General features: G+C 60.3%; 30 protein-coding genes. 20 read left to right on the top strand and 10 right to left on the bottom strand.

Going from position 1 to position 21,534, the window contains the following annotated elements; translation table 11 throughout:
* Window positions 1–71 precede the first annotated feature (71 nt).
* From rplN to rplQ, 18 genes are all read left to right on the top strand, one after another.
* Window positions 72–440, top strand: a complete 369-nt coding sequence (rplN, locus tag VIM95_RS01765) for a 50S ribosomal protein L14 (RefSeq protein ID WP_072428322.1) — start codon at window positions 72–74, stop codon at window positions 438–440.
* Window positions 441–451: 11 nt separating this feature from the next.
* On the top strand, window positions 452–769 hold the full coding sequence (gene rplX, locus VIM95_RS01760) for a 50S ribosomal protein L24 (RefSeq protein ID WP_331982255.1): 318 nt from the start codon (window positions 452–454) through the stop codon (window positions 767–769).
* 10 nt (window positions 770–779) lie between these two features.
* Window positions 780–1,319 (top strand): 50S ribosomal protein L5, encoded by a 540-nt coding sequence (gene rplE, locus VIM95_RS01755; RefSeq protein WP_331982252.1) that lies wholly within the window; start codon window positions 780–782, stop codon window positions 1,317–1,319.
* Window positions 1,320–1,327: 8 nt separating this feature from the next.
* Window positions 1,328–1,633, top strand: a complete 306-nt coding sequence (gene rpsN / locus VIM95_RS01750; RefSeq protein ID WP_331982249.1) for a 30S ribosomal protein S14 — start codon at window positions 1,328–1,330, stop codon at window positions 1,631–1,633.
* An 11-nt stretch (window positions 1,634–1,644) separates the two neighbouring features.
* On the top strand, window positions 1,645–2,040 hold the full coding sequence (gene rpsH / locus VIM95_RS01745) for a 30S ribosomal protein S8 (protein WP_331982246.1): 396 nt from the start codon (window positions 1,645–1,647) through the stop codon (window positions 2,038–2,040).
* Window positions 2,041–2,051: 11 nt separating this feature from the next.
* Window positions 2,052–2,585 (top strand): 50S ribosomal protein L6, encoded by a 534-nt coding sequence (gene rplF, locus VIM95_RS01740; RefSeq protein ID WP_331982243.1) that lies wholly within the window; start codon window positions 2,052–2,054, stop codon window positions 2,583–2,585.
* Window positions 2,586–2,599: 14 nt separating this feature from the next.
* Window positions 2,600–2,953, top strand: coding sequence for a 50S ribosomal protein L18 (gene rplR, locus VIM95_RS01735; protein WP_331982240.1), 354 nt, complete (start codon window positions 2,600–2,602; stop codon window positions 2,951–2,953).
* A gap of 9 nt (window positions 2,954–2,962) precedes the next feature.
* A complete protein-coding gene (gene rpsE / locus VIM95_RS01730) occupies window positions 2,963–3,484 on the top strand; it encodes a 30S ribosomal protein S5 (protein WP_331982237.1) in 522 nt (173 codons plus the stop codon).
* Window positions 3,477–3,656 (top strand): 50S ribosomal protein L30, encoded by a 180-nt coding sequence (gene rpmD / locus VIM95_RS01725; protein ID WP_331982234.1) that lies wholly within the window; start codon window positions 3,477–3,479, stop codon window positions 3,654–3,656. Before rpsE ends, rpmD begins: the two co-directional genes overlap by 8 nt.
* On the top strand, window positions 3,657–4,091 hold the full coding sequence (gene rplO, locus VIM95_RS01720; protein ID WP_331982231.1) for a 50S ribosomal protein L15: 435 nt from the start codon (window positions 3,657–3,659) through the stop codon (window positions 4,089–4,091).
* A 37-nt stretch (window positions 4,092–4,128) separates the two neighbouring features.
* Window positions 4,129–5,427: a preprotein translocase subunit SecY gene (gene secY / locus VIM95_RS01715; RefSeq protein WP_349258172.1), complete on the top strand. Its 1,299-nt coding sequence runs from the start codon at window positions 4,129–4,131 to the stop codon at window positions 5,425–5,427.
* 40 nt (window positions 5,428–5,467) lie between these two features.
* On the top strand, window positions 5,468–5,686 hold the full coding sequence (gene infA / locus VIM95_RS01710; protein ID WP_005674242.1) for a translation initiation factor IF-1: 219 nt from the start codon (window positions 5,468–5,470) through the stop codon (window positions 5,684–5,686).
* A 28-nt stretch (window positions 5,687–5,714) separates the two neighbouring features.
* A complete protein-coding gene (gene rpmJ, locus VIM95_RS01705) occupies window positions 5,715–5,828 on the top strand; it encodes a 50S ribosomal protein L36 (RefSeq protein ID WP_018748524.1) in 114 nt (37 codons plus the stop codon).
* Window positions 5,829–5,900: 72 nt separating this feature from the next.
* Window positions 5,901–6,263, top strand: a complete 363-nt coding sequence (gene rpsM, locus VIM95_RS01700; protein WP_331982197.1) for a 30S ribosomal protein S13 — start codon at window positions 5,901–5,903, stop codon at window positions 6,261–6,263.
* Between the two features lie 17 nt (window positions 6,264–6,280).
* Window positions 6,281–6,673, top strand: a complete 393-nt coding sequence (gene rpsK, locus VIM95_RS01695; RefSeq protein WP_072428309.1) for a 30S ribosomal protein S11 — start codon at window positions 6,281–6,283, stop codon at window positions 6,671–6,673.
* Window positions 6,674–6,688: 15 nt separating this feature from the next.
* Window positions 6,689–7,309: a 30S ribosomal protein S4 gene (rpsD, locus tag VIM95_RS01690; protein ID WP_331982180.1), complete on the top strand. Its 621-nt coding sequence runs from the start codon at window positions 6,689–6,691 to the stop codon at window positions 7,307–7,309.
* 68 nt (window positions 7,310–7,377) lie between these two features.
* Window positions 7,378–8,361: a DNA-directed RNA polymerase subunit alpha gene (locus tag VIM95_RS01685; protein ID WP_331982177.1), complete on the top strand. Its 984-nt coding sequence runs from the start codon at window positions 7,378–7,380 to the stop codon at window positions 8,359–8,361.
* A 30-nt stretch (window positions 8,362–8,391) separates the two neighbouring features.
* Window positions 8,392–8,781 (top strand): 50S ribosomal protein L17, encoded by a 390-nt coding sequence (gene rplQ, locus VIM95_RS01680; protein ID WP_331982174.1) that lies wholly within the window; start codon window positions 8,392–8,394, stop codon window positions 8,779–8,781.
* A 101-nt stretch (window positions 8,782–8,882) separates the two neighbouring features.
* On the opposite strand, the gene VIM95_RS01675 is transcribed toward rplQ, so the two are convergent.
* Window positions 8,883–9,788 carry an HDOD domain-containing protein gene (locus VIM95_RS01675; RefSeq protein ID WP_331982170.1) on the bottom strand — a complete coding sequence of 302 codons (906 nt, stop codon included), beginning with the start codon at window positions 9,786–9,788 and terminating at the stop codon, window positions 8,883–8,885.
* 112 nt (window positions 9,789–9,900) lie between these two features.
* Here VIM95_RS01675 and VIM95_RS01670 point away from each other — a divergent pair, with 112 nt between their 5' ends.
* A complete protein-coding gene (locus VIM95_RS01670) occupies window positions 9,901–10,719 on the top strand; it encodes a symmetrical bis(5'-nucleosyl)-tetraphosphatase (protein WP_331982167.1) in 819 nt (272 codons plus the stop codon).
* On the opposite strand, the gene VIM95_RS01665 is transcribed toward VIM95_RS01670, so the two are convergent.
* The 9 genes from VIM95_RS01665 to VIM95_RS01625 form a co-directional block, all read right to left on the bottom strand.
* Window positions 10,658–11,479, bottom strand: coding sequence for a lysophospholipid acyltransferase family protein (locus VIM95_RS01665; protein ID WP_331982164.1), 822 nt, complete (start codon window positions 11,477–11,479; stop codon window positions 10,658–10,660). The two genes, VIM95_RS01670 and VIM95_RS01665, sit on opposite strands and share 62 nt — an antisense overlap.
* A gap of 503 nt (window positions 11,480–11,982) precedes the next feature.
* Window positions 11,983–12,741: a GNAT family N-acetyltransferase gene (locus VIM95_RS01660; protein ID WP_331982160.1), complete on the bottom strand. Its 759-nt coding sequence runs from the start codon at window positions 12,739–12,741 to the stop codon at window positions 11,983–11,985.
* 87 nt (window positions 12,742–12,828) lie between these two features.
* The gene (locus tag VIM95_RS01655) at window positions 12,829–13,029 is read right to left on the bottom strand and encodes a DNA gyrase inhibitor YacG (RefSeq protein ID WP_331982157.1); all 201 of its coding nucleotides are present in this window, start codon (window positions 13,027–13,029) and stop codon (window positions 12,829–12,831) included.
* A gap of 349 nt (window positions 13,030–13,378) precedes the next feature.
* The gene (gene zapD, locus VIM95_RS01650) at window positions 13,379–14,137 is read right to left on the bottom strand and encodes a cell division protein ZapD (RefSeq protein WP_331982154.1); all 759 of its coding nucleotides are present in this window, start codon (window positions 14,135–14,137) and stop codon (window positions 13,379–13,381) included.
* 89 nt (window positions 14,138–14,226) lie between these two features.
* Complete coding sequence (gene coaE, locus VIM95_RS01645; RefSeq protein ID WP_331982151.1) at window positions 14,227–14,829, bottom strand: dephospho-CoA kinase; 603 nt, start codon at window positions 14,827–14,829, stop codon at window positions 14,227–14,229.
* Window positions 14,830–14,833: 4 nt separating this feature from the next.
* The gene (locus VIM95_RS01640; protein WP_331982148.1) at window positions 14,834–15,697 is read right to left on the bottom strand and encodes an A24 family peptidase; all 864 of its coding nucleotides are present in this window, start codon (window positions 15,695–15,697) and stop codon (window positions 14,834–14,836) included.
* Window positions 15,698–15,700: 3 nt separating this feature from the next.
* Window positions 15,701–16,924, bottom strand: a complete 1,224-nt coding sequence (locus VIM95_RS01635) for a type II secretion system F family protein (protein ID WP_331982145.1) — start codon at window positions 16,922–16,924, stop codon at window positions 15,701–15,703.
* Window positions 16,925–16,943: 19 nt separating this feature from the next.
* Complete coding sequence (gene pilB, locus VIM95_RS01630) at window positions 16,944–18,656, bottom strand: type IV-A pilus assembly ATPase PilB (RefSeq protein WP_331982141.1); 1,713 nt, start codon at window positions 18,654–18,656, stop codon at window positions 16,944–16,946.
* A gap of 235 nt (window positions 18,657–18,891) precedes the next feature.
* Complete coding sequence (locus tag VIM95_RS01625) at window positions 18,892–19,710, bottom strand: cytochrome C assembly family protein (RefSeq protein WP_331982138.1); 819 nt, start codon at window positions 19,708–19,710, stop codon at window positions 18,892–18,894.
* A gap of 83 nt (window positions 19,711–19,793) precedes the next feature.
* Here VIM95_RS01625 and ffh point away from each other — a divergent pair, with 83 nt between their 5' ends.
* Window positions 19,794–21,152 (top strand): signal recognition particle protein, encoded by a 1,359-nt coding sequence (gene ffh, locus VIM95_RS01620; protein WP_331982135.1) that lies wholly within the window; start codon window positions 19,794–19,796, stop codon window positions 21,150–21,152.
* Window positions 21,153–21,534: the final 382 nt, after the last annotated feature.

Genomic DNA, 21,534 nt, shown 5'->3' with positions numbered 1-21,534 from the left:
GTGCCGTGGTTTACTGCGGCGCTGCCGGGTACGCCGGCGGAATTGACGGGTTAAGTTGGAGGTTTATTTACATGATTCAAATGCAATCCATGCTGGATGTTGCTGACAACACCGGTGCGCGTTCTGTTATGTGCATCAAGGTGCTCGGTGGCTCCAAGCGTCGCTACGCCTCTGTGGGCGACATCATCAAGGTGAGCATCAAGGACGCCGCTCCCCGTGGTCGCGTGAAGAAGGGTGACGTCTACAACGCCGTCGTCGTTCGCACCGCCAAGGGCGTTCGTCGCGCCGATGGTCAGCTCATCAAGTTTGATGGCAACGCTGCCGTGCTGCTCAACAACAAGCTTGAGCCGATTGGCACCCGTATCTTCGGACCCGTTACGCGTGAACTGCGTACCGAGCGTTTCATGAAGATTGTCTCGCTCGCGCCAGAAGTGCTGTAAGGGGTCCGCGCATGAACAAGATTCGTAAAGGCGACGAAGTCGTCGTTATCACCGGCAAGGACAAGGGCAAGCGCGGTACCGTGCTGCGTGTTCTGGTTGGTGACAAGGTTATCGTTGAAGGCATCAATGTTGCCAAGAAGCACCAGAAGCCGAACCCGGTTCGCGGTGTTGCTGGCGGCGTAGTCGAGAAGACGATGCCCATCCAGGTTTCCAATGTGGCCATCTTCAACAAGGCGACCCAGAAGGCCGACCGTGTTGGCTTCAAGCTGCTCGAAGACGGCAAAAAGGTTCGCGTGTTCAAGTCGAACGGCGAAGTGGTCGGGGGCTAAGGGGTAGAACATGGCTCGTTTGCAAGATTTCTACAAAGAAACCGTTGTTCCGCAGCTCACCGAAAAGTTCGGCTACAAGTCGATCATGGAAGTGCCGCGGATCGAAAAGATCACCATCAACATGGGCGTGGGTGAAGCTGTGGCCGACAAAAAGGTCATGGAACACGCCGTTGGCGACCTGACCAAGATTGCTGGTCAAAAGCCTGTTGTCACCCTGTCGAAGAAGTCGATCGCCGGCTTTAAGATCCGTGACAACTACCCGGTCGGCTGCAAGGTTACCCTGCGTCGCGATCGCATGTATGAATTCCTGGATCGTCTGGTCACCATCGCCATGCCGCGTATTCGCGACTTCCGCGGTGTGTCCGGCAAGTCCTTCGATGGCCGTGGCAACTACAACATGGGCGTCAAGGAACAGATCATTTTCCCGGAAATTGAATACGACAAGATCGACGCGCTGCGTGGCATGAACATCACGATCACCACCACCGCCAAGACCGACGAAGAAGCCCGTGCGCTGCTCGCCGCGTTCAAGTTCCCGTTTAAGAACTGAGGTTTGCCATGGCTAAACTCGCTTTGATCAACCGTCAAGACAAGCGCGAAAAGCTGGTGGCGAAGTTTGCCGCCAAGCGCGAACAGCTGCTGGCAATCATCAATGACCAGAACCTGAGCGACGAAGAGCGCTTCGCCGCCCGCCTGAAACTCCAGGCCCTGCCGCGCAACGCCAACCCGACCCGTCTGCGTAACCGTTGTTCGGTTACCGGCCGTCCGCGTGGCGTCTTCCGCAAGTTCGGCCTCGGCCGTAACAAGCTCCGTGAAATCGCCATGCGTGGCGAGATCCCGGGTGTCGTCAAGGCCAGCTGGTAAGGAGATCACGAATGAGCATGCATGATCCCATCGCCGATATGCTGACCCGCATCCGTAACGCCCAGCGTGCGGATAAGCCGTCGGTAACGATGCCCTCGTCCAAGCTGAAGGTGGCCATCGCCGCCGTGCTGAAGGATGAAGGTTATATCGAAAACTTCGCCATCACCGGCGACGAGAAGAAGCCCCAGCTCGACATCGAGCTGAAGTACTACGCCGGTCGTCCGGTTATCGAGCGCATCGACCGCGTTTCGAAGCCTGGTCTGCGTATCTACAAGGGCGTGAACGACATTCCCAAGGTCATGAACGGCCTGGGCATCGCCATCGTCTCCACCTCCATGGGTGTGATGACCGACCGCAAAGCACGCGCCCAAGGTATTGGCGGCGAGCTGCTGTGCGTCGTGGCGTAAGGAGCTGAACTATGTCCCGCGTAGCTAAGAACCCCATCGCCCTGCCGGCTGGCGTCGAAGTCAAGATGGCCGCTGGCGAGATCGTCGTGAAGGGCCCTCTGGGCACTGCCTCGCGTCCTCTGGACAGCGCGGTTGAGATCGCGATCGAAAACAACGCCTTGACTTTCAAGGCCGTTGACGAAAGCAAGCACGCACGCGCCATGTCCGGCACGTTGCGCGCCCTGCTGAACAACATGGTGACCGGCGTCTCCAAGGGTTTCGAGCGCAAGCTCAACCTGGTGGGCGTGGGTTACCGTGCCCAAGCTCAAGGTGAAACTCTGAACCTGACGCTGGGCTTCTCCCACCCTGTCGCACACAAGATGCCGGCTGGTGTGAAGGTGGAAACCCCGTCGCAGACCGAGATCATCCTCAAGGGTGTGGACAAGCAGCAGGTTGGTCAGGTTGCCGCCGAAATTCGCGCTTACCGCGCGCCGGAACCCTATAAGGGCAAGGGCGTTCGCTATAGCGACGAAGTGGTGGTCCTGAAAGAAACCAAGAAGAAGTAATCGAGGCTGAAATCATGGACAAGAACCAAACTCGCTTGCGCAGGGCCCGCAAAACCCGTGCCCGTATCGCCGGCCTGAAGGTGGTGCGCCTCTCGGTGCATCGTACCAACAGCCATATCTACGCCCAGGTCATCGATGAGACCGGTGGCAAGGTGCTGGCCAGCGCGTCGACCCTGGAAGTTGAAATCCGCAAGGATATCGCCAACGGGGGCAATATCGCCGCTGCCGCAGTTGTTGGTAAGCGCATCGCCGAAAAGGCGAAGGCTGCTGGCATCACTGCCGTTGCCTTTGACCGCTCGGGCTTCCATTACCACGGTCGCGTCAAGGCTCTGGCCGACGCCGCTCGTGAAGCCGGCCTCGAATTCTAAGGAGTAATCATGGCTAAGTCTGAAATCGAAGATCGCGGCGACGGCTTGCGGGAGAAGATGATCAGCGTCAACCGCGTCACGAAAGTGGTGAAGGGTGGCCGGATCATGGGTTTCGCCGCGCTGACCGTGGTTGGCGACGGTGATGGCCGTATCGGCATGGGCAAGGGCAAGTCCAAGGAAGTGCCCGTGGCCGTGCAGAAGGCAATGGAAGAAGCCCGTCGCAAGCTGGTGAAGATCAGCTTGAAGAACGGTACCGTGCAACACGCAGTGGTCGGCAAGCATGGCGCCACCACCGTGTTCATGCAGCCCGCTGCCGAAGGTACTGGTATCAAGGCCGGTGGCCCGATGCGCGCTGTGTTCGAAGTGATGGGCGTGACCAACATTTCGGCCAAGTGCCACGGTTCCACCAATCCTTACAACCTCGTTCGCGCTACCCTGGACGGTCTGTCCAAGCTGCGCACTCCGGCCGAAGTCGCTGCAAAGCGCGGCAAGAGCATCGAGGACGTCCTGGGAGCCGAAGCAAATGGCTAACAAGATCAAAGTAACGCTGGTGAAGAGCCTGATCGGCCGTCTGGAAGCGCACAAGGCTTGTGCGCGTGGCCTGGGTCTGCGTCGCATCAACCACACGGTTGAAGTGCTGGATACCCCGGAAAACCGCGGCATGATCAACAAGATCAGCTATCTGCTGAAAAGCGAGGGCTAAATGGAACTGAATACGATCAAGCCCGCAGAGGGCGCCAAGCACGCTTCCAAGCGTGTTGGCCGTGGCATCGGTTCTGGCCTGGGCAAGACCTGTGGTCGTGGCCACAAGGGTCAGAAGTCGCGCTCGGGTGGTTTCCACAAGGTTGGCTTCGAAGGCGGTCAAATGCCGCTGCAACGTCGCCTGCCCAAGCGTGGCTTCAAGTCGCTGACCAAGGGTCTGACGGCTGAAGTCCGCACTGGTGACCTGAGCCGCCTGCCGGTGGAAGAAGCCGACATCCTGGTGCTGAAGCAAGCCGGTCTGGTGCCCCATGGTGCCAAGGCCGTCAAGCTGATCCTGGCTGGTGCGGTGGAAAAGGCTGTCAAGCTGCGTGGTGTACTGGCGACTGCCGGTGCCCGTGCCGCTCTGGAAGCCGCTGGCGGCAGCATTGCCGAATAAAGTCTGAGATAAGGCGATATACGTGGCAAATCCCGCGATGGCCAGTACCGCAAGCAAGTTTGCGGATCTGAAAAAGCGTATCTGGTTCCTGATTGGTGCCTTGATCGTTTATCGCATTGGCGCGCATATCCCGGTGCCGGGCATCAACCCGGTGGAGCTCGCCCATCTCTTCGATACCACGAAGAGCGGGGCGGGCCTCCTGAACATGTTCAACATGTTCTCCGGCGGTGCGTTGTCGCGATTTACTGTGTTTGCCATCGGCATCATGCCGTACATCTCGTCCTCCATCATCCTGCAACTCGGTTCCGAAGTGCTGCCAGCACTGAAAGAGCTGAAGAAGGAAGGTGAGGCCGGTCGGCGCAAGATCACGCAGTACACCCGCTATGCGACGGTGATACTGGCGACGTTCCAGAGTTTCGGGATCGCCGTGATGTTGTTCCGGACCCCTAACCTGGTGATGACGGGGCAGGTGGAGTTCTACTTCACCACCGTCGTGACCCTGGTGACCGGGACGATGTTCTTGATGTGGCTGGGTGAGCAGATCACCGAGCGTGGCCTGGGCAATGGTATTTCGATCCTGATTTTCTCGGGTATCGCTGCAGGTATTCCGGCATCCATCGGCAAGACCCTTGAGCTGACCAGCCAAGGTGCTTTGCCCATTCTGCTGGTGCTTGCACTGGCTGCTGGTGTGGTACTGGTGATTGCCGGTGTCGTGTTCGTAGAACGCGGCCAGCGCAAGGTTCTTGTCAATTACGCGAAACGCCAGGTCGGCAACCGCGTGATGCAGGGCCAGAGCACCCACCTGCCGCTGAAACTGAATATGGCCGGCGTCATTCCGCCGATCTTCGCTTCGAGCATCATCCTGTTCCCCGCCACGGTTCTGTCGTGGACGGGTAATTCGGACAATTTCTCGTGGCTGAAGCGGTTTGGCGACATGCTGCATCCCGGCCAGCCTGTGTACGTGCTGCTGTACGCAGCGGCAATCATCTTCTTCTGCTACTTCTATACCGCCTTGGTGTTCAACCCCAAGGAAACGGCAGATAACCTGAAGAAGAGTGGTGCGTTCATTCCTGGCATCCGCCCGGGTGAACAAACTGCAAAGTATATCGAACGAGTCATTCTGCGTTTGACGCTGATCGGTGCGATCTATATCACGACCGTCTGCTTGATCCCGGAATTCTTGCTGCTGCAGTGGAACCTTCCGTTCTACTTTGGTGGTACGTCTCTCCTGATCGTGGTCGTGGTAACCATGGATTTCATGGCACAGGTTCAGTCCTACTTGCTGTCGCACCAGTACGAGAGTTTGCTGAAGAAGGCAAACTTCAAGGCTGGCTGATCAAGCACTTTGACTAACCCTTAGATAATCCGAACTCGTCATGTCGAAGGAAGACGTAATTCAGATGCAAGGGGAGGTTCTCGAGAACCTTCCCAACGCGACGTTTCGCGTGAAGCTGGAAAATGGGCACGTGGTACTGGGACATATCTCCGGCAAGATGCGTATGCACTACATCCGCATCCTGCCTGGTGACAAAGTCACAGTGGAGTTGACCCCTTACGATTTGTCCCGTGCCCGAATCGTCTTCCGCGCGAAGTGACGCGGTTTTTCATTGAAAGGATAGAGCGATGCGTGTTCAAGCTTCGGTCAAAAAAATCTGCCGTAACTGCAAAATCATCCGCCGCAACCGTGTTGTGCGTGTGATCTGCACTGATCCGCGGCACAAGCAACGTCAAGGTTAAGCCGCGTTAGTTGTCGTCGGCTAGCCTTGGTGCTAGAATCCGCAACTTTTTACATCTGGGGTAACGAGAATCATGGCCCGTATTGCTGGGGTAAACATTCCCAATCATCAGCATACCGTCATTGGCCTGCAGGCCATTTACGGGATCGGACAGACTCGCGCTAAGGCTATCTGCGTCGCCGCCGCTGTTCCTTCTGATCGCAAGATCAAGGACTTGACGGATGCGGAGATGGACAAGCTGCGTGAGGAAGTCGGCAAGTTCACGGTAGAGGGTGACCTCCGTCGTGAGATTACGATGAACATCAAGCGTCTGATGGACCTCGGTTGCTACCGTGGTCTGCGCCATCGCAAGGGCTTGCCCGCGCGTGGTCAGCGCACCCGCACGAATGCACGTACCCGTAAGGGCCCGCGCAAGTCGATCGCCGGGAAGAAGTAAGCACTTAAGGAATAGCAATGGCTAAAGCAAACACAGTGCGTGTACGTAAGAAAGTCAAAAAGGTCGTCTCTGAGGGCATCGTGCACGTGCACGCTTCCTTCAACAACACGATCGTGACCATCACTGATCGTCAAGGGAATGCTCTTTCCTGGGCTACCTCGGGCGGTGCTGGTTTCAAGGGCTCTCGGAAAAGTACACCATTCGCAGCTCAGGTAGCTGCGGAGCATGCTGGTAAAGTTGCCCAGGAATATGGCGTCAAGAACCTCGAAGTCCGCATCAAGGGACCCGGCCCCGGCCGTGACTCCGCTGTGCGTGCGTTGAATGCGCTGGGTTTCAAGATCACCAGCATTTCCGACGTTACCCCCGTACCGCACAACGGCTGTCGTCCGCCGAAGAAGCGTCGTATCTAATTCCGGAGACCCGAGATGGCACGTTATATCGGACCGAAATGTAAACTTTCGCGCCGCGAAGGCACTGATCTGTTCCTGAAGAGCGCACGTCGCGCTCTGGACACCAAGTGCAAGCTGGATAGTAAGCCTGGCCAACACGGTGCTAAGCAGCCCCGTTTGTCTGGCTTTGGCATTCAACTGCGGGAAAAGCAAAAGATCCGCCGTATCTACGGCGTTCTGGAGCGTCAATTCCGCCGTTACTTTGAAGAGGCTGCTCGCCGTAAGGGTTCGACCGGTGAAAACCTGTTGAAGATCCTGGAAGCACGTCTGGACAACGTCGTGTACCGCATGGGCTTTGGCTCCACTCGCGCCGAAGCGCGTCAGCTGGTCAGCCACAAGTCGATCACCGTCAATGGCGTTGTGGTCAACATCGCGTCGTACCAGGTCAAGGCCGGCGACGTTGTGGCCGTGCGTGACAAGTCCAAGAAGCAGGTTCGTATTCAGGAAGCGCTCGCGCTGGCTGAACAAATCGGTTTCCCGGGCTGGGTCAGTGTCGATGGCAAGAAGATGGAAGGCGTTTACAAGAGCGCCCCTGAACGCAGCGACCTGTCCAGCGACATCAACGAGCAGCTCGTTGTCGAGTTCTACTCGAAGTAATTGGGCCTTAAGCAGACGAACCGGCTAGTCCGGTTCGCCGCTCGTTTCGATAAAGGGATTGATTGTTTATGCAAAGCAACGCGAATGACTTGCTGAAGCCGCGCATCATTGATGTGCAAGCCTCGTCGTCTACCCAGGCGCGTGTCGTGATGGAGCCGTTCGAGCGTGGCTATGGCCATACGCTCGGCAATGCATTGCGTCGCATCCTGCTGTCGTCGATGCCCGGCTATGCCCCGACCGAGGTGAAGATCGAGGGTGTGCTGCACGAGTACTCCGCGCTGGACGGTGTTCAAGAAGATGTCGTGGACATCCTCTTGAACCTGAAGGGCGTTGTGCTGAAGCTGCACGGCCGCAGCGAAGCCTTGCTGACCCTGAAGAAGGACGGCGAAGGCTTGGTCAAGGCCAGCGATATCGAAGTCCCGCACGACGTCGAGATCGTGAACCCCGATCATGTGATCGCCAATCTCTCCACCGGCGGCAAGCTCGCCATGGAGATCAAGGTCGAGAAGGGCCGTGGCTACCAGCCGGCCGTGGTGCGCGTGGACAAGGAAGAGGGCCGTAACATCGGTTCCATCCTGCTGGACGCTTCGTTCAGCCCCATCCGCCGCGTCAGCTATGCCGTGGAAAGCGCTCGCGTTGAGCAGCGTACCGACCTCGACAAGCTGGTGATGGACATCGAGACCAACGGTGCGATCGATCCTGAGGAGGCGGTGCGTTTTGCTGCCCGCGTCTTGGTCGAGCAACTGGCTGTGTTCGCTGATCTGAAGAGCACCGAGGTCGAACCTGAAGCGCCGCGCGCGCCGCAGGTTGATCCGATCCTGCTCCGCCCGGTCGACGATCTCGAGCTGACCGTACGTTCGGCGAACTGCCTGAAGGCTGAAAACATCTATTACATCGGCGACCTGATCCAGCGTACCGAGACCGAATTGCTGAAGACCCCGAACCTGGGTCGCAAGTCCTTGAATGAAATCAAGGAAGTGCTGGCCTCAAAGGGTCTGACGCTCGGCATGAAGCTGGAAAACTGGCCGCCGGTTGGCCTGGAAAAGCCTTAATCCAGGCTGGAAAGACAAGGGATAAACACCATGCGTCATCGTCAAAGTAACCGCAAACTGAATCGCACGACGAGCCATCGTCTGGCGATGCTGCGCAACCTGGCCAACGCACTGCTGAAGCACGAAGTCATCAAGACCACGCTGCCGAAGGCAAAGGAACTGCGTCGCGTGGCTGAGCCGCTGATCACCCTGGGCAAGCAGGAGCGCTCCGTCGCCAACCTGCGCCTGGCTTTCGACCGCACCCGCGATCGTGAGCTGACGCTCAAGCTGTTCGACGTGCTGGGCCCGCGCTACAAGAACCGCAACGGCGGCTACCTGCGCATCCTGAAGAACGGTTTCCGCCAAGGCGACAATGCCCCCATGGCATTGGTCGAACTGGTTGACCGTCCTGAAGTGGAAGAGGTAGTGGAAGCGGCTTAAGCCCCGCTCCCCGACAGAAAAGCCAACCGTTAGGTTGGCTTTTTTTGCTTTTTTAAGGGGGTGATCTATGCGCCGGCATGCATCATGCGCGCCGACGCGGGCTATCCTCCCTCTCCTTCCTCCAGGCTGAAAGCGGGCGGCGGCGGCGGCTCCTGCTGGCTGTACCAGGGCCAGGCTTCATGGGCCTTGCGGCTGGCCTCCAGGGTCAGATAGCGCACCTTGTCGTAGCCGAGGCCGGTTAGCTCGGCGGCAGCCAGGTAGTCGTCCGGCAGGGCGGCGTCTTGCCAACTTGTGGCGCTATGGCGGGCATAAGCGACTGCGGTGGCTACCGTGCGCACCCGCGGGTGCTCGGCATGGTGTTCGTCCATCAACTGCTTGAGGATGGGCGGCAGGCGCCATTGTTCGACCAGGGTGAGTTGCAGATCGATCAGAGGGAAGCCTAGCACCGTGCGTTGCGCCAGCTGGCTGCGCAAGCGCTTGTCCATCTGCTGCATGGCGCGTACCCGCAGCAGCAACCGGGGTGCGAAACAACCTACCAGTATTTCCGCAATGTCGCGCAGCAGGGCTGCGGTCTGGACTTCGCCGCCGTCGATATCGTGGCGGTGCTCGGCCCAAACGCTGGCGCAGTGGGCGGCGTGCCAGGCGCGTGACAAAACCTGTCGTACCGCTTCGAGGGCGTGCGGGTGGTCCTGCAGCAGTTCTTCGACGGTTTGCTTGTGGGCGTAAGCCTTGAGCAGCGGGTCCACGCCCAGCATCAGGATGACGCGCTCCACCGTGGTGACTTCGGTGTGCTGGTGGCTGGAGCGATGCTGCTGCAGGTAGCGCAGCACCTGCAAGGCCAAAAGAGCGTCATGGCGGACAATCCGCGCCAGGTCCAGCACGGTGGCGTCGTCGCCGCGCTGGGCCAGTGACTGCATGGCGTCACGGCTGTGGGCTAGGATGGGGATGTCGCTGGCCTCGAAATAACGCACCCAGGCGTCGAGGCTGGCGAGGGGATGTTCGATCATTGCGTCCTCCTGTGTGCAGTCTAGAGCCTGGCTGGCTCGAATGCATGGGGCACAGCCGCATGTGCCTGCCCTGGCTGGCATAATTGCCAGATTCGTTTGTATGAGATCTGTTATGTCCACCTATGCTGTTGGTGATCTGCAAGGTTGTCTGCAGGAGTTGCTCCTCCTGCTCCAGCTGGTCGACTTCGACCCACAACAGGACCGCCTCTACTTGGTTGGGGACCTGGTCAACCGCGGGCCGGAATCGCTTGAGGTACTGCGCTGGGTCCATGCACACCGCCATGCTGTAAGGGTGGTGCTAGGTAACCATGATCTGCACCTGTTGGCGGTTCATGCTGGGCTCGCAAAGAACAAGGGGCGCGATACGCTGTCGGCCATCCTGGCTGCGCCGGATGCGGCAATGCTGATGGACTGGCTGCGGCGCCAGCCACTGGTGCAGCAGCTGGGGAAGTATGTCTTCGTCCATGCCGGTTTGTTGCCACAGTGGACGGTGTCGCAGGCACTGGGGCTGTCGGTCGAGGTGCAGCAGGCGCTATCCGGCCCACAAGCGCAGGCTTTCCTGGCGGCGATGTATGGCAACCAGCCTCTGCGTTGGGATGAGGGCTTGCAAGGCTACGATCGGTTGCGGCTGATCGTGAATGCCTGTACCCGTATGCGGCTCTTGGCTGCAGATGGTTCGCTGGAGATGGAGTTCAAGGGTGAGCTCAAGGATGCACCGGCGGATTGCGTAGCTTGGTTCGATGCGCCGGGCCGTTTGAGCCTGGATGCGACCGTGGTCTGTGGTCACTGGTCGGCGCTCGGGCTTTTGGTACGGCCTGATGTGATTGCGCTCGATACCGGTTGCGTCTGGGGTGGCCGCCTGAGTGGGATCAGATTGGAGGATGGACAGGTATTTCAGGTGCCATCACGACAACCACCGGGGCGGGAGTAGCATTAACTGCGGCTTCGGGCCGGACGACGCTACGGATCTGCTGCTGCGCCAGCCGTGCCAGCTCACGCCGTTGCGCCTGAGCAGCCGGCAGTGCGGGCAGGTAGGTCAATTCGGCAACCAGGCTGGGTTCGGCCAGCAGGGCCCTTAGCGAGTCCAGCAGGCTCATCTCGCCGACATAGGCGGCTACCGTGGTGCGCTGACCGCGGCGATCGTAGTAGCACAGCGCAACCGGGATGATCTGGGCGCCGGCCTCAATGGCGGGCTGCAGCAGGGAGGCGTTGAAGGTGGCGACGTCGGTGCCATCGGTCGTGCTGCCCTCGGGGAAGACGGCGATGCAGTCGCCCTGTGACAGGGCGTCGGCGATCTCGGTATTGACGCGACGAGTGTCGTGTCGGCGTTCGCGGGTCACGAAGAGCGTGCCGGTACGTTGGCACAGCCAGCCCAGCAAGGGCCAGTGCCGCACTTCGGCTTTGGCGACAAAACGCGCGACCGTGCCGGCGTTCATGACGAAGATATCCAGCCAGGAGACATGGTTGGCCACCAGCATGGTATTGGCAGGCATCGGTGCAGGCACCACACCGCGTACACGGACCTTGACCCCCAGGATCAGACACAGCCGCCGCGACCAGCGCGCGACCGCCCGTACTCGGTCGGCAGGCGTGCGCCGCTGGAAGTAGAAGCCAGCCTCGATCAGGCCGAGCAGCAGATGGTTGAGCAGGCGGACAAAACGCCAAGCCTGCCGGAAATGGGAAGTTTTCATAGCCACAGGCTGGCAGTTTAGCTTTGCCAGGTGGGGCTTGTCAGGGAAACCCGCGTCCGCCGTGGTGGTGGATATGGCTTACGCGGCGTGAAAACGGGGTTTTCAGGCGGGTAGCGATGACGGCAGACGCAACTGCCTGGGAGGCTTACATGTGCCGACGCTAGCGTCTAAGGGGATGCCTTGGCTGCCGGCGGATCATTCCACTCAGCAGTACGGCCATACGACCGTCGTAGGAGGTGGGTAGGAGAGATTCGGCCGGCGCCTCTCGGACGCTTGGCGGCGTCCTTCTGTGGCACTGAAGCGCATCGGCGAGGTTCCCTCCGGGCCTGCGGGGAGTAGGGGATTAAATCAGGAAAGGGGGGCTGTTTCAGTGGCTCAAATGGCAAGCGCCCGGGTGGACGAAGTCGTTGCCACTTTTAGGTGGCCTGCTACTTCGGCCTCCTTACAGGGTTCCCGGGCGCCTCAGCTGAGCGTATTGCACGAGTCTACGGTTTATTTCACCCTCAGGCTCCCTCCCCCATGAAGTGCCGCAGATAACGCTTGTTCATACGTGCCAGCGGCAACAGGATGAGCACGTCGGCGGTGTTGAAGTCGGGGTCCCAGGCGGGTTCGCCGCAGACATAGGCACCCAGGCGCAGATAGCCCTTGAGCAACGGGGGCATTTCAGTCTCGAGATCCTTGTTAAGTGCCTCGAGCGGCAGCGCGCAGCGTGGGGTGACACGCCATTCCACGGGCGACATGTTTTTCTGCTGGATCTGCTGGAAGATGCTGGCAGCCATATGACCGCCGTCGGCCATGCTGATGCTGGCGCAGCCGACCAGATACTCATAGCGGTTGCGCATCATGTAGTCGGCGAGGCCGGCCCACAGGAGGGTGATGGTGCCGCCGTTGCGGTAGTCAGGATGCACGCAGGAGCGGCCGACTTCGACCATGCTGCTGCGGATGTGTTGTAGCCGCGTCAGGTCGAATTCGGTCTCGGAATAGTAGCTGCCGAGCTCGCGTGCCTGGGAGGGCGGCAGGATGCGGTAGGTGCCGACAACTTCGCCACTGTGCTCGTCACGCACCAGCAGGTGGTCGCACCAGCTGTCGAACAGGTCGATATCGAGGCTGTCTTCACGGCCGTTGAGGCGGGCGCCCATCTCTTCGCCGAATACCTTGTACCGCAAGGCCTGGGCTGCCCGGATGTCATCCTCGCAGGTGGCGAGCGAGACGCTCAGTGCGCGCTTCTGGGGCTGGCTGGTCTGGCTATCGGGGTGCAGCATGGCGTCTGGCCTCCTGAACATCGGGTTATGTCAGGTAGCTAAATTAGAGCGCCGTAGTGACTGCCAAGTGACTGTTTCGTTAAGGATTTATGAATCGCCGTCAGGTGGTGGCAACTGACTTTCATCGGCCGCTTCACCCGGTACGCGGAACTGCTCGGTGGCCCACAGGCCGAGGTCGATCAGCTTGCAGCGCTCGCTACAGAAGGGGCGCCACTTCTGTTCGCTGGTCCATGGGGTGAGCGTGCCACAGTTGGGGCAGGGCACTTCGCGGGGCTTGGTAGAGGACATCGTGGTACGTGCTTTGAACTGAAATGGGCGAAACGCTGCGACTAATTCTACGCGATGACAGGCATCAGCGAAGCTCACCGCGTTGCGTGGGCGCGGATTAATACACGGAAGCGTCCGCTACATCAGAGCGCTGAGTTGCGCGGTGGCCACGATTGCGAGTTAGCGACTTCGGTAGGTACCAGTCGCATAGGTGGTTCAAAGCGATAACGAGCGTCAGTGAGGTTCCCCCGCGGCGGCGGGGGTGGAGTGAAACAGGGAACCGCCTGCTGTATCAGGCTGCACTACCGACTAGCGCCAGGGTTTGCCTGGCGCCCGCACCATCCTCCGAACCCATCAACGACCTAGGTCTCTAAAGGTTGCAGAAGGCGAGGACGAAGTCGACATCGTGCTCGCATTGGCGTGGGCGATCAGAACCGGCAGCCGGTGAGACAAAGCGGACGTTGATGGCGTACTTGTTGGCCGACAGCTCGGGTACGTAAGGGATATCCGAGGCCAGCGTGATCTTGAGCAGCTGCACCAGCTTGCCACCGGACATCTGCTGGAAGGCGCCATTACGGGCGGTGAGCGGTACGACCTTGGCACTGTTGCGCAGTATGCGCAACACAATGTCGATACCGTCCTTGATGGGCAGCATGGGTGCCAGCCAGCCATTGAGTTCGCGTTGCCGCTCCTCTATGGGGCGTTGTTGCCAGTAGTGATACGAAGGCAGGTCGAATTCGCAGACGCCGCCAGGAATGCTGGAGCGCTGCTTGATGGCCATCAGCCATTCGTTTTCACGCAGATGCTGGGCGAACTTGCCGGTAGGTTCCAGCAGGCGGCCGTGGGTGTGCTCGATGTCGGCGAGCACCATGTCCAGTGCTTCTTCGGAAATCTGAGGGTTGTCACGCAGCGTTTCCAGGGTCTGACGTTGCCGTTCCAGCTCTTGCAGCAGGTCCGACTTCAGATCGGCCCGACCGGCGACTTCCATGATCTCGAACAAGCACAGCAACGCTGCATGGTGCTCCTCCGCGTGTTCACGGCCGGCAAAGAACGAGGCGCGATCATATAGATCCTCCAGCCGCAGGAGGGTGCGGATGCGTTCGTTGACGGGAAATTCGTAGCTGATCACGGGCTTTGGGCGGCTGCTGGCGCTGTATTAGCGGTCGATTGTGCAAGATTCGCGCTGTTTTGACAAATCCATTAACCTAAATTTTGTTCCTATTCAGGCGCTTGCATGTACTTCCGATGTAATTCCTCAACTCTTTCCGTGAGTTGCGACACATCACCGTCATTCTCGATGATGGCGTCGGCTTGCGCCAGTCGCGCCTCCCGGGTCAATTGCTTGGCCATGATGGCGCGTATCTCGGCTTCGCTCATGCCGCTGCGCGCCTTGACCCGGGCAATCTGGAGCGCCTCCGGGCAGTCCACGACCCAGGCCTGATCGATCACGTCGGCGTAGGCGCCAGTTTCAAACAGCAATGGTACGGCGAGCAGGCAATAGGGAGTGGAGGCCGGCAGCGTGGTGAGTGCTGCCATGGCGGCTTGTCGGATCAGCGGGTGGAGCGCCTGTTCAAGGGAGCGGCGCGCGGCATCGTCCTGAAAGACTCGCTGGCGCAGTCGTGGGCGATCGATGGCGCCGCTTGCGTCGAGGTAATCAACGCCGAACAGGGCAGCGACGGCTTGCGCGCCGGCTTGCCCGGGGGCGCTCAGCGAATGGGCGATGGCATCGGTATCGATCAAGGGGACGCCCAGGCCCTGAAACAGGGCGGCGACCGTGGACTTGCCTGAGCCTATGCCACCGGTAAGACCAACTACGCGCATGGCCTCAGCCCCAGAGCAACTTCTGCAGCGCGGGTCCCCAGATCAGGGCAACCAGGCCGGCAATGGCAAGGTAAGGGCCGAAGGGAAGCGGTTTGCTCCAGCCGCGCTTGGCCATGACGACCATGCCTATGCCGATGACGGCACCGACGATAGATGACAGCAGGATGACGATGGGCAGGGCCTGCCAGCCCAGCCAGGCGCCGATGGCGGCCAGCAGCTTGAAGTCGCCGTAACCCATGCCTTCCTTGCCGGTGGCTAGCTTGAACAGCCAGTAGACCGACCACAGACTGAGGTAGCCGGCGACCGCGCCTACCACGGCCTGTGGCAATGGAACGTAGGTATTGCCGAGGTTGAACAGCAGGCCCAACCACAAAAGGGGCAAGGTCAGGCTGTCGGGTAACAGGTAAGTGTCGGCGTCAATCCAGAACAGCGCCATCATGAACCAGCCGAACAAAAGCGCACCGGCGGCGGCGGCGCCCCAGCCGAAATGCCAGGCGAGACCGCCGCTTAGGAGGCCGGTAGCCAGCTCGACCAGCGGGTAACGAGCCGAGATGGGCGTCTTGCAGTGACGGCAGCGGCCGTGCAGCAGCAGCCAGGACAGTACCGGGATATTGTCGTAGCCGGCGATCAGCCGACCGCACTGCGGGCAAGCCGAGCGTGGTACCACCAGGTTGTACTTGGTGCGTTCCGGTTGCGGCGCGTCCTCAGACAGGTCGATCAGCGCGCAGTCATGGCGGAATTCCGCTTCCATCATCTTGGGCAAGCGATGGATGACCACGTTGAGGAAGCTGCCGATCATCAGCCCCAGCAGCAAGGTGGCCAAGCAAAACAGGGTGGGGTAGACGGACAGGGCTTGCCAGAGGGACATCGATCAGCCGCCAACCGCCTGGCCCATCTTGAAGATGGGTAGGTACATGGCGATGATGATGCCGCCGATGATGGGGCCGAGCACCATCATGATCATCGGCTCCATCAGGCTGGTCAGCGCGTCCACGGCCTCGTCCACTTCCTGCTCGAAGAAGTCGGCGATCTTGCCCAGCATGGAGTCCAGCGCACCGGACTCTTCCCCGATGGCGACCATCTGCAGCACCATGGGCGGGAACACGTCGGCGTTCTGCATGGCGACCGTCAGGCTGGTGCCGGTGCTGACCTCGGTCTGGATGCGCTTGGTGGCGTCGGCATAGATGACGTTGCCAGATGCGCCGCCCACCGAGTCGAGCGCCTCAACCAGCGGGACGCCGGCGGCGAACATGGTGGACATGGTGCGAGTCCAGCGAGCGATTGTGGATTTGCGCAGCACATCGCCAAGCACCGGTAGCTTCAGGGCGGTCCGGTCTATCCAGGCCTGGAAGGCCTTGGAGCGTTTCTTCGCCTGGATAAAAGCGTAGATGGCACCACCGATGCCGCCAAAGATGGCCCACCAGTAGTTCAGGAAGATCTCGGAGATATCGATCACCAGCTGGGTAGGGCCGGGAAGGTCGGCGCCGAAGCCGGAGAACAAGTCCTTGAAGGCCGGGATCACGAAGATCATGATCACAGTGATCACGATAAAGGCCGCCACGATGATGGCGGTAGGGTAGAACATGGCTGACTTGATCTTACCCTTGATGGCAAGGATCTTTTCCTTGTAGGTCGCGAGGCGATCCAGCAGCGCATCCAGAATACCAGCCTGTTCGCCGGCCTGGACCAGATTACAAAACAGCTGGTCGAACTGCATGGGGTGCTTGCGGAAGGCCTGGGTCAGGCTGGAGCCGGTTTCCACATCGTTCTTGATGTCAAGCAGCAGCCGGGTCACGCTGGGGTTGGCGTGGCCCTTGGCGACGATGTCGAAGGCCTGCAAGAGGGGTACGCCCGACTTCATCATTACCGCCATCTGGCGTGTAAAGAAGGTAATGTCCTTCTCGGTGATCTTGCGCCCCATGGAGCGCGACTGCTTCTTGATCTTGATGACAGTGATGCCCTGCCGGCGCAGGTTGGCACGCACCACGTTGTCACCGCCGGCGCGCATTTCGCCCTTGAGTGTCTTACCGGTCTTGTCCTTGCCTTCCCAGGAAAAGGTCTGTTCCTTGACCTGGTTCTTCTTGTCTGCCGCCATTTACTTTGCTCCCGGATTCTTATTCGTTGGTGACGGCTTCGACTTCCGTCAACGACGTGAGACCTTGCTTGACCTTCAATAGGCCGGATTGCCGCAGGTCCTTGACGCCTTCGCGCTGGGCCTGGTCGGCGATGTCGATGGAGGTGCCCTGCTGCATGATGATGCGCTGCATCTCGTCCGAAATGGGCATGACCTGATAGATGCCGACCCGGCCTTTATAGCCGGTGCCCTTGCAGGTATCGCAGCCGACAGGCCCGTAGGGCTGCCAGCTGCCATCGAGTTCTTCTTCCTTGAAACCAGCACGTAGCAGCGCTTCGGTGGGAATCTCCACCGGCTTTTTGCAGTTGCCACACAAACGCCTTGCCAGCCGCTGGCCGGTGATCAGGATCACCGAGGAGGCGATGTTGAATGGGGCGATACCCATGTTCAGCATCCGCGACAGCGTGGCCGGGGCATCGTTGGTATGCAGGGTAGAGAACACCATGTGGCCGGTCTGAGCAGCCTTGATCGCGATATCGGCAGTTTCAAGGTCACGGATTTCACCGACCATGATGATGTCGGGATCCTGCCGCAGGAAGGACTTGAGCGCTGCCGAGAAGGTCAGGCCGGCCTTGTCGTTGACGTTGACCTGATTGATGCCGGGCAGGTTGATTTCCGCCGGGTCCTCCGCGGTGGAGATATTGATACCGGGCTCGTTCAGGATATTGAGGCAGGTATAAAGCGATACGGTCTTGCCTGAGCCCGTCGGACCCGTGACCAGTACCATGCCGTAGGGGCGATGGACAGCGTCGAGCAGGGCCGCCTTCTGTTCCGGTTCGTAGCCCAGCGCATCGATACCCAGCGTGGCTGAGCTCGGATCCAGGATACGCATACAAATCTTTTCGCCGAACAGGGTGGGTAGTGTCGAGACCCGGAAGTCAATGGCACGGGTCTTCGACAGTACCAGTTTCATCCGGCCGTCTTGCGGGATGCGCTTTTCCGAGATATCGAGCTTGGAGATCACCTTGATCCGGGAGGAGATCTTTTCCTTGATCGCCAGGGGAGGCTGCGCGACCTCGCGCAGCACGCCGTCAATCCGGTAGCGGATGCGATAGAACTTCTCGTAGGGCTCGAAGTGGATATCCGAGGCGCCGCCGTTGATCGCGTCGAGCAGGATCTTCTGGATATATTTGACGACGGGGGCGTCGTCTACTTCGCTGGCGCCGGCATCGGGTTCGGGCTCGGTGGATTCTCCACCACCCAGATCCAGATCGTCCTGATCGCCCACCATGTCCTTGAGGTTGGCGCCGCTGGCTTCAATCAATTTCTCGATCAACTGCCCGAGTTTGGGATCTTCGACCACAATGGGTTCGATCACCGTACCAGTCTGGAATTTGGCGTCTTCCAGCGCTTGCAGCTCGGTGGGGTCGGAGATCGCGACGAACAGTTTGGTGCCGCGCTTGAACAACGGGGCAATCCGGCGGGTCTGCATCAACTTGGCGTCGAGCGCGCCGGTCGGAATATAGGCGGAATCGATCTGTGCGAGGTCGAGCAAGGGATAGCCGAAGGTGCCCGCGGCAACTTCAGCAATGCGCATGGCCGGAATCTTCTTGCTGGCGACCAGGGCTTGTATGAAGGGTAGGTGGGTCGAATGCGCTTGATTCTGGATGGCTTCCGCATCCGTTGCCTGCAGTAGACCCTGCTGGACCAGGAGACGGGCCAGGCCGGACAGCGGGATTGGGGCTTGCGCCATGGGTGGGGCGTCCTTGCAAGGATGACGCGTCACTGCGCCGTGTATTTGGAGGCTGGCATAAATAATGCCTTTGTCAAGTCCGCCTGTAAAGCCGGAAACCCTTGTGCCGCTTGGTTTTGGGGGTGTTGTCGCGGTTTCGCGGCACGGTTGCCGCCTAGCGCGAGTTTACAGGGCTGTAAGCCAGCCTGGATGCCAGTTTAATACAATGTCATGGCTGCTGTGTTGGGAAACTGCATCAGCGATGCAGCACAGCGTCCAGTACGAAACGGCTGCCGATATAGGCCAGCAGCAGCAGGGCAAAGCCCGCCAGGGTCCAATTCACGGCTAGGCGGCCGCGCCAGCCGCGGGTGTGGCGGCCCCATAGCAGGACGCCGAATACCAGCCAGGCCAGAACCGAGAAGACGGTCTTGTGGCTCAGGGCCAGCGGCTGGCCGAACAGCTCTTCGGCGAAGACCGAGCCGGTGGCGAGGGTGGCGGTCAAGAGGGTGAAACCCAGGGTTAGGGTGGCGAACAGCAGTCGTTCGAGTGCGAGCAGTGGGGGTAGCTGGCGCAGTAGTCCGCGGCTGGGGCGGTGTAGTTCCTGATCGGCCAGGCGCATCAGGACGGCGAGGCCGGCGGCGACGGCGAAAAAGCCGTAGGCCAGCATGGCGATGGCGAAGTGGACCTGCATCAGCGGTGCGCTGAGCCAGGGGGTGGCGTGGCCGACCGGGACCAGCAGGCTCAGGCCCAGGCTGATGGCGGCGACTGGCAGGAGGATGGTCTGCAGGCCTTCGAGGCGGATCAGGAAGGCGGCGGTCCAGTAGATGAGTACCGCGACCCAGGTCAAGAGGCCTAATGCCTCGCGGGCGCCGAAGTGCGGCAGGCTGCCCGCCAGTGGCATGAAGGCCAGCGGTGCATGTGCCAGCAGCAGCAGGCCGAGCAGGGCGTGCTCCAGTCTTTGCTGCCGGCCGTCCGCCGGTTGCGGGGCCTGGTGGTGACGGGCCAGCAGCCAGCCGGCCAGTGCGACGTAACCCAGCCAGACGAGGAGATATAGCAAGGGATGTGGTATGAGCATGAGAGAAGCGCAAGCAAGTCGGGTAAACTTACGCGTTCGAGTTTAACAGAGCGCCGCCAAGGCGCTGATTGAGAATTGCTCCCATGTTTGACAACCTGCAAAGCCGCCTGTCGTCCGTCGTCAAGACCCTGCGGGGCCATGCGCGCCTGACCGAGGACAATATCTCCGATGCCATGCGCGAGGTGCGTATGGCGCTTCTGGAGGCCGACGTGGCCTTGCCGGTGGTGAAGACCTTTGTCTCCCAGGTCAAGGAGCGGGCGCTGGGGCAGGATGTGCTGGGCAGCCTGACGCCGGGTCAGGCCGTGATCGGCGTGGTGCACGAGGAGCTGAAGAAGCTCATGGGCGACCACAACGACAGCCTCAACCTGGCGGCGGTGCCGCCAGCGGTGGTGCTGATGGCGGGCCTGCAGGGGGCGGGTAAGACCACCACCACGGGCAAGCTGGCCAAGCGGCTCAAGGAAGAGTCCAAGAAAAAGGTGCTGGTGGTGTCGGCTGACGTTTACCGGCCTGCCGCCATTGAACAGCTCAAGCTGCTGGCTGCCCAGGTGGGGGTCGAGTGGTTCCCGTCCGACCCCAAGCAGGCGCCGGTGGAGATCGCCCGGGCGGCGCTGGACCATGCCAAGCGGCACTACTTTGATGTGCTGATTGTCGACACCGCCGGCCGACTGGCGATCGACGAGGCCATGATGGCCGAGATCAAGCAGCTGCATGCTGCCATCAACCCGGTCGAGACCTTGTTCGTGGTCGATGCCATGCAGGGTCAGGATGCGGTGAACACTGCCAGGGCCTTTGGCGAGGCGCTGCCCTTGACCGGGGTGATCCTGACCAAGCTCGATGGCGATGCCCGCGGTGGTGCGGCACTGTCGGTGCGGCAGGTAACCGGCAAGCCGATCAAGTTTGTTGGTGTGGGCGAGAAGATCGGTGGGCTGGAGCCCTTCCATCCGGAGCGGATGGCGTCGCGCATTCTGGGCATGGGCGACGTGCTGAGCCTGATCGAGCAGGTACAGCAGACGGTCGACGTGGAAGAGGCCGAGAAGCTGGCCAAGAAGATGAAGACCGGCAAGGGCTTCGATCTGGAGGACTTCAAGGCGCAGATCCAGCAGATGAAGAAGATGGGCGGCATGGCTGGCCTGATCGACAAGCTGCCGGGTATGGGTCAGATGGGTCAGGCCATGCAGGGGCCGGAGGCCGACAAGGCGATGCGACGGGTGGAGGGCATCATCAACGCGATGACGCCGCTTGAACGGCAAAAGCCCGAGCTGCTCAAGGCCAGCCGCAAGCGCCGCATTGCGACCGGTGCGGGGGTGAGCGTGCAGGAGGTGAACCGCTTGCTCAAGCAGTTTGAAGATATGCAGAAGATGATGAAGCAGTTCTCCGGCCGCAATATGTTCAAGCTGATGAAGGGCATGAAAGGCATGAAGGGGATGTTGCCGGGGATGTAGGGCCTGACTGGATGCGCGGCGAATAAGGTCTGGCTGCAGTGCAGGCGCCCGGGAGACCCGGGCGCTAGTTATTTGTGAGGGCGGAATTGGGTAGCCCTGCCCTGATTTAGTCCCTGCCCCTCCGCCCCGCCCGCCGGCGGGGAACCTCGCTGACGCCCGCCGGTGGCCTTGAATTGCCGGAGGCTACGCGTGGGGCGACGCAGAGTGGTGGGTGTGCCTTCCGCTGGGTGTTTAGAGATCGCGGTGGTGGCGCGGGGTGGGAATGGGTCTCTATGCCCGCTGTGCCGTGAGCGGCTTGCGGTGCTCTCGGATGTGTAGGTTTGATTCTTGCTGGTTGTCATGGTGGTACGCCATGCGCCAGGCCGCCGTGATGGAGGCAGTG

The sequence above is a fragment of the Chitinimonas sp. genome, assembly GCF_036568685.1.
Classification (GTDB): domain Bacteria; phylum Pseudomonadota; class Gammaproteobacteria; order Burkholderiales; family Chitinimonadaceae; genus Chitinimonas.
This window is presented reverse-complemented; position numbering and strand designations above follow the sequence as displayed.

Excerpts from the sequence above, each read along its gene's own strand:
- rplN (WP_072428322.1), top strand. The coding sequence starts at position 72 with ATGATTCAAATGCAATCCATGCTGGATGTTGCTGACAACACCGGTGCG.
- rplX (WP_331982255.1), top strand. The coding sequence starts at position 452 with ATGAACAAGATTCGTAAAGGCGACGAAGTCGTCGTTATCACCGGCAAG.
- rplE (WP_331982252.1), top strand. The coding sequence starts at position 780 with ATGGCTCGTTTGCAAGATTTCTACAAAGAAACCGTTGTTCCGCAGCTC.
- rpsN (WP_331982249.1), top strand. The coding sequence starts at position 1,328 with ATGGCTAAACTCGCTTTGATCAACCGTCAAGACAAGCGCGAAAAGCTG.
- rpsH (WP_331982246.1), top strand. The coding sequence starts at position 1,645 with ATGAGCATGCATGATCCCATCGCCGATATGCTGACCCGCATCCGTAAC.
- rplF (WP_331982243.1), top strand. The coding sequence starts at position 2,052 with ATGTCCCGCGTAGCTAAGAACCCCATCGCCCTGCCGGCTGGCGTCGAA.
- rplR (WP_331982240.1), top strand. The coding sequence starts at position 2,600 with ATGGACAAGAACCAAACTCGCTTGCGCAGGGCCCGCAAAACCCGTGCC.
- rpsE (WP_331982237.1), top strand. The coding sequence starts at position 2,963 with ATGGCTAAGTCTGAAATCGAAGATCGCGGCGACGGCTTGCGGGAGAAG.
- rpmD (WP_331982234.1), top strand. The coding sequence starts at position 3,477 with ATGGCTAACAAGATCAAAGTAACGCTGGTGAAGAGCCTGATCGGCCGT.
- rplO (WP_331982231.1), top strand. The coding sequence starts at position 3,657 with ATGGAACTGAATACGATCAAGCCCGCAGAGGGCGCCAAGCACGCTTCC.
- secY (WP_349258172.1), top strand. The coding sequence starts at position 4,129 with ATGGCCAGTACCGCAAGCAAGTTTGCGGATCTGAAAAAGCGTATCTGG.
- infA (WP_005674242.1), top strand. The coding sequence starts at position 5,468 with ATGTCGAAGGAAGACGTAATTCAGATGCAAGGGGAGGTTCTCGAGAAC.
- rpmJ (WP_018748524.1), top strand. The coding sequence starts at position 5,715 with ATGCGTGTTCAAGCTTCGGTCAAAAAAATCTGCCGTAACTGCAAAATC.
- rpsM (WP_331982197.1), top strand. The coding sequence starts at position 5,901 with ATGGCCCGTATTGCTGGGGTAAACATTCCCAATCATCAGCATACCGTC.
- rpsK (WP_072428309.1), top strand. The coding sequence starts at position 6,281 with ATGGCTAAAGCAAACACAGTGCGTGTACGTAAGAAAGTCAAAAAGGTC.
- rpsD (WP_331982180.1), top strand. The coding sequence starts at position 6,689 with ATGGCACGTTATATCGGACCGAAATGTAAACTTTCGCGCCGCGAAGGC.
- VIM95_RS01685 (WP_331982177.1), top strand. The coding sequence starts at position 7,378 with ATGCAAAGCAACGCGAATGACTTGCTGAAGCCGCGCATCATTGATGTG.
- rplQ (WP_331982174.1), top strand. The coding sequence starts at position 8,392 with ATGCGTCATCGTCAAAGTAACCGCAAACTGAATCGCACGACGAGCCAT.
- VIM95_RS01675 (WP_331982170.1), bottom strand. The coding sequence starts at position 9,788 with ATGATCGAACATCCCCTCGCCAGCCTCGACGCCTGGGTGCGTTATTTC.
- VIM95_RS01670 (WP_331982167.1), top strand. The coding sequence starts at position 9,901 with ATGTCCACCTATGCTGTTGGTGATCTGCAAGGTTGTCTGCAGGAGTTG.
- VIM95_RS01665 (WP_331982164.1), bottom strand. The coding sequence starts at position 11,479 with ATGAAAACTTCCCATTTCCGGCAGGCTTGGCGTTTTGTCCGCCTGCTC.
- VIM95_RS01660 (WP_331982160.1), bottom strand. The coding sequence starts at position 12,741 with ATGCTGCACCCCGATAGCCAGACCAGCCAGCCCCAGAAGCGCGCACTG.
- VIM95_RS01655 (WP_331982157.1), bottom strand. The coding sequence starts at position 13,029 with ATGTCCTCTACCAAGCCCCGCGAAGTGCCCTGCCCCAACTGTGGCACG.
- coaE (WP_331982151.1), bottom strand. The coding sequence starts at position 14,829 with ATGCGCGTAGTTGGTCTTACCGGTGGCATAGGCTCAGGCAAGTCCACG.
- VIM95_RS01640 (WP_331982148.1), bottom strand. The coding sequence starts at position 15,697 with ATGTCCCTCTGGCAAGCCCTGTCCGTCTACCCCACCCTGTTTTGCTTG.
- VIM95_RS01635 (WP_331982145.1), bottom strand. The coding sequence starts at position 16,924 with ATGGCGGCAGACAAGAAGAACCAGGTCAAGGAACAGACCTTTTCCTGG.
- pilB (WP_331982141.1), bottom strand. The coding sequence starts at position 18,656 with ATGGCGCAAGCCCCAATCCCGCTGTCCGGCCTGGCCCGTCTCCTGGTC.
- VIM95_RS01625 (WP_331982138.1), bottom strand. The coding sequence starts at position 19,710 with ATGCTCATACCACATCCCTTGCTATATCTCCTCGTCTGGCTGGGTTAC.
- ffh (WP_331982135.1), top strand. The coding sequence starts at position 19,794 with ATGTTTGACAACCTGCAAAGCCGCCTGTCGTCCGTCGTCAAGACCCTG.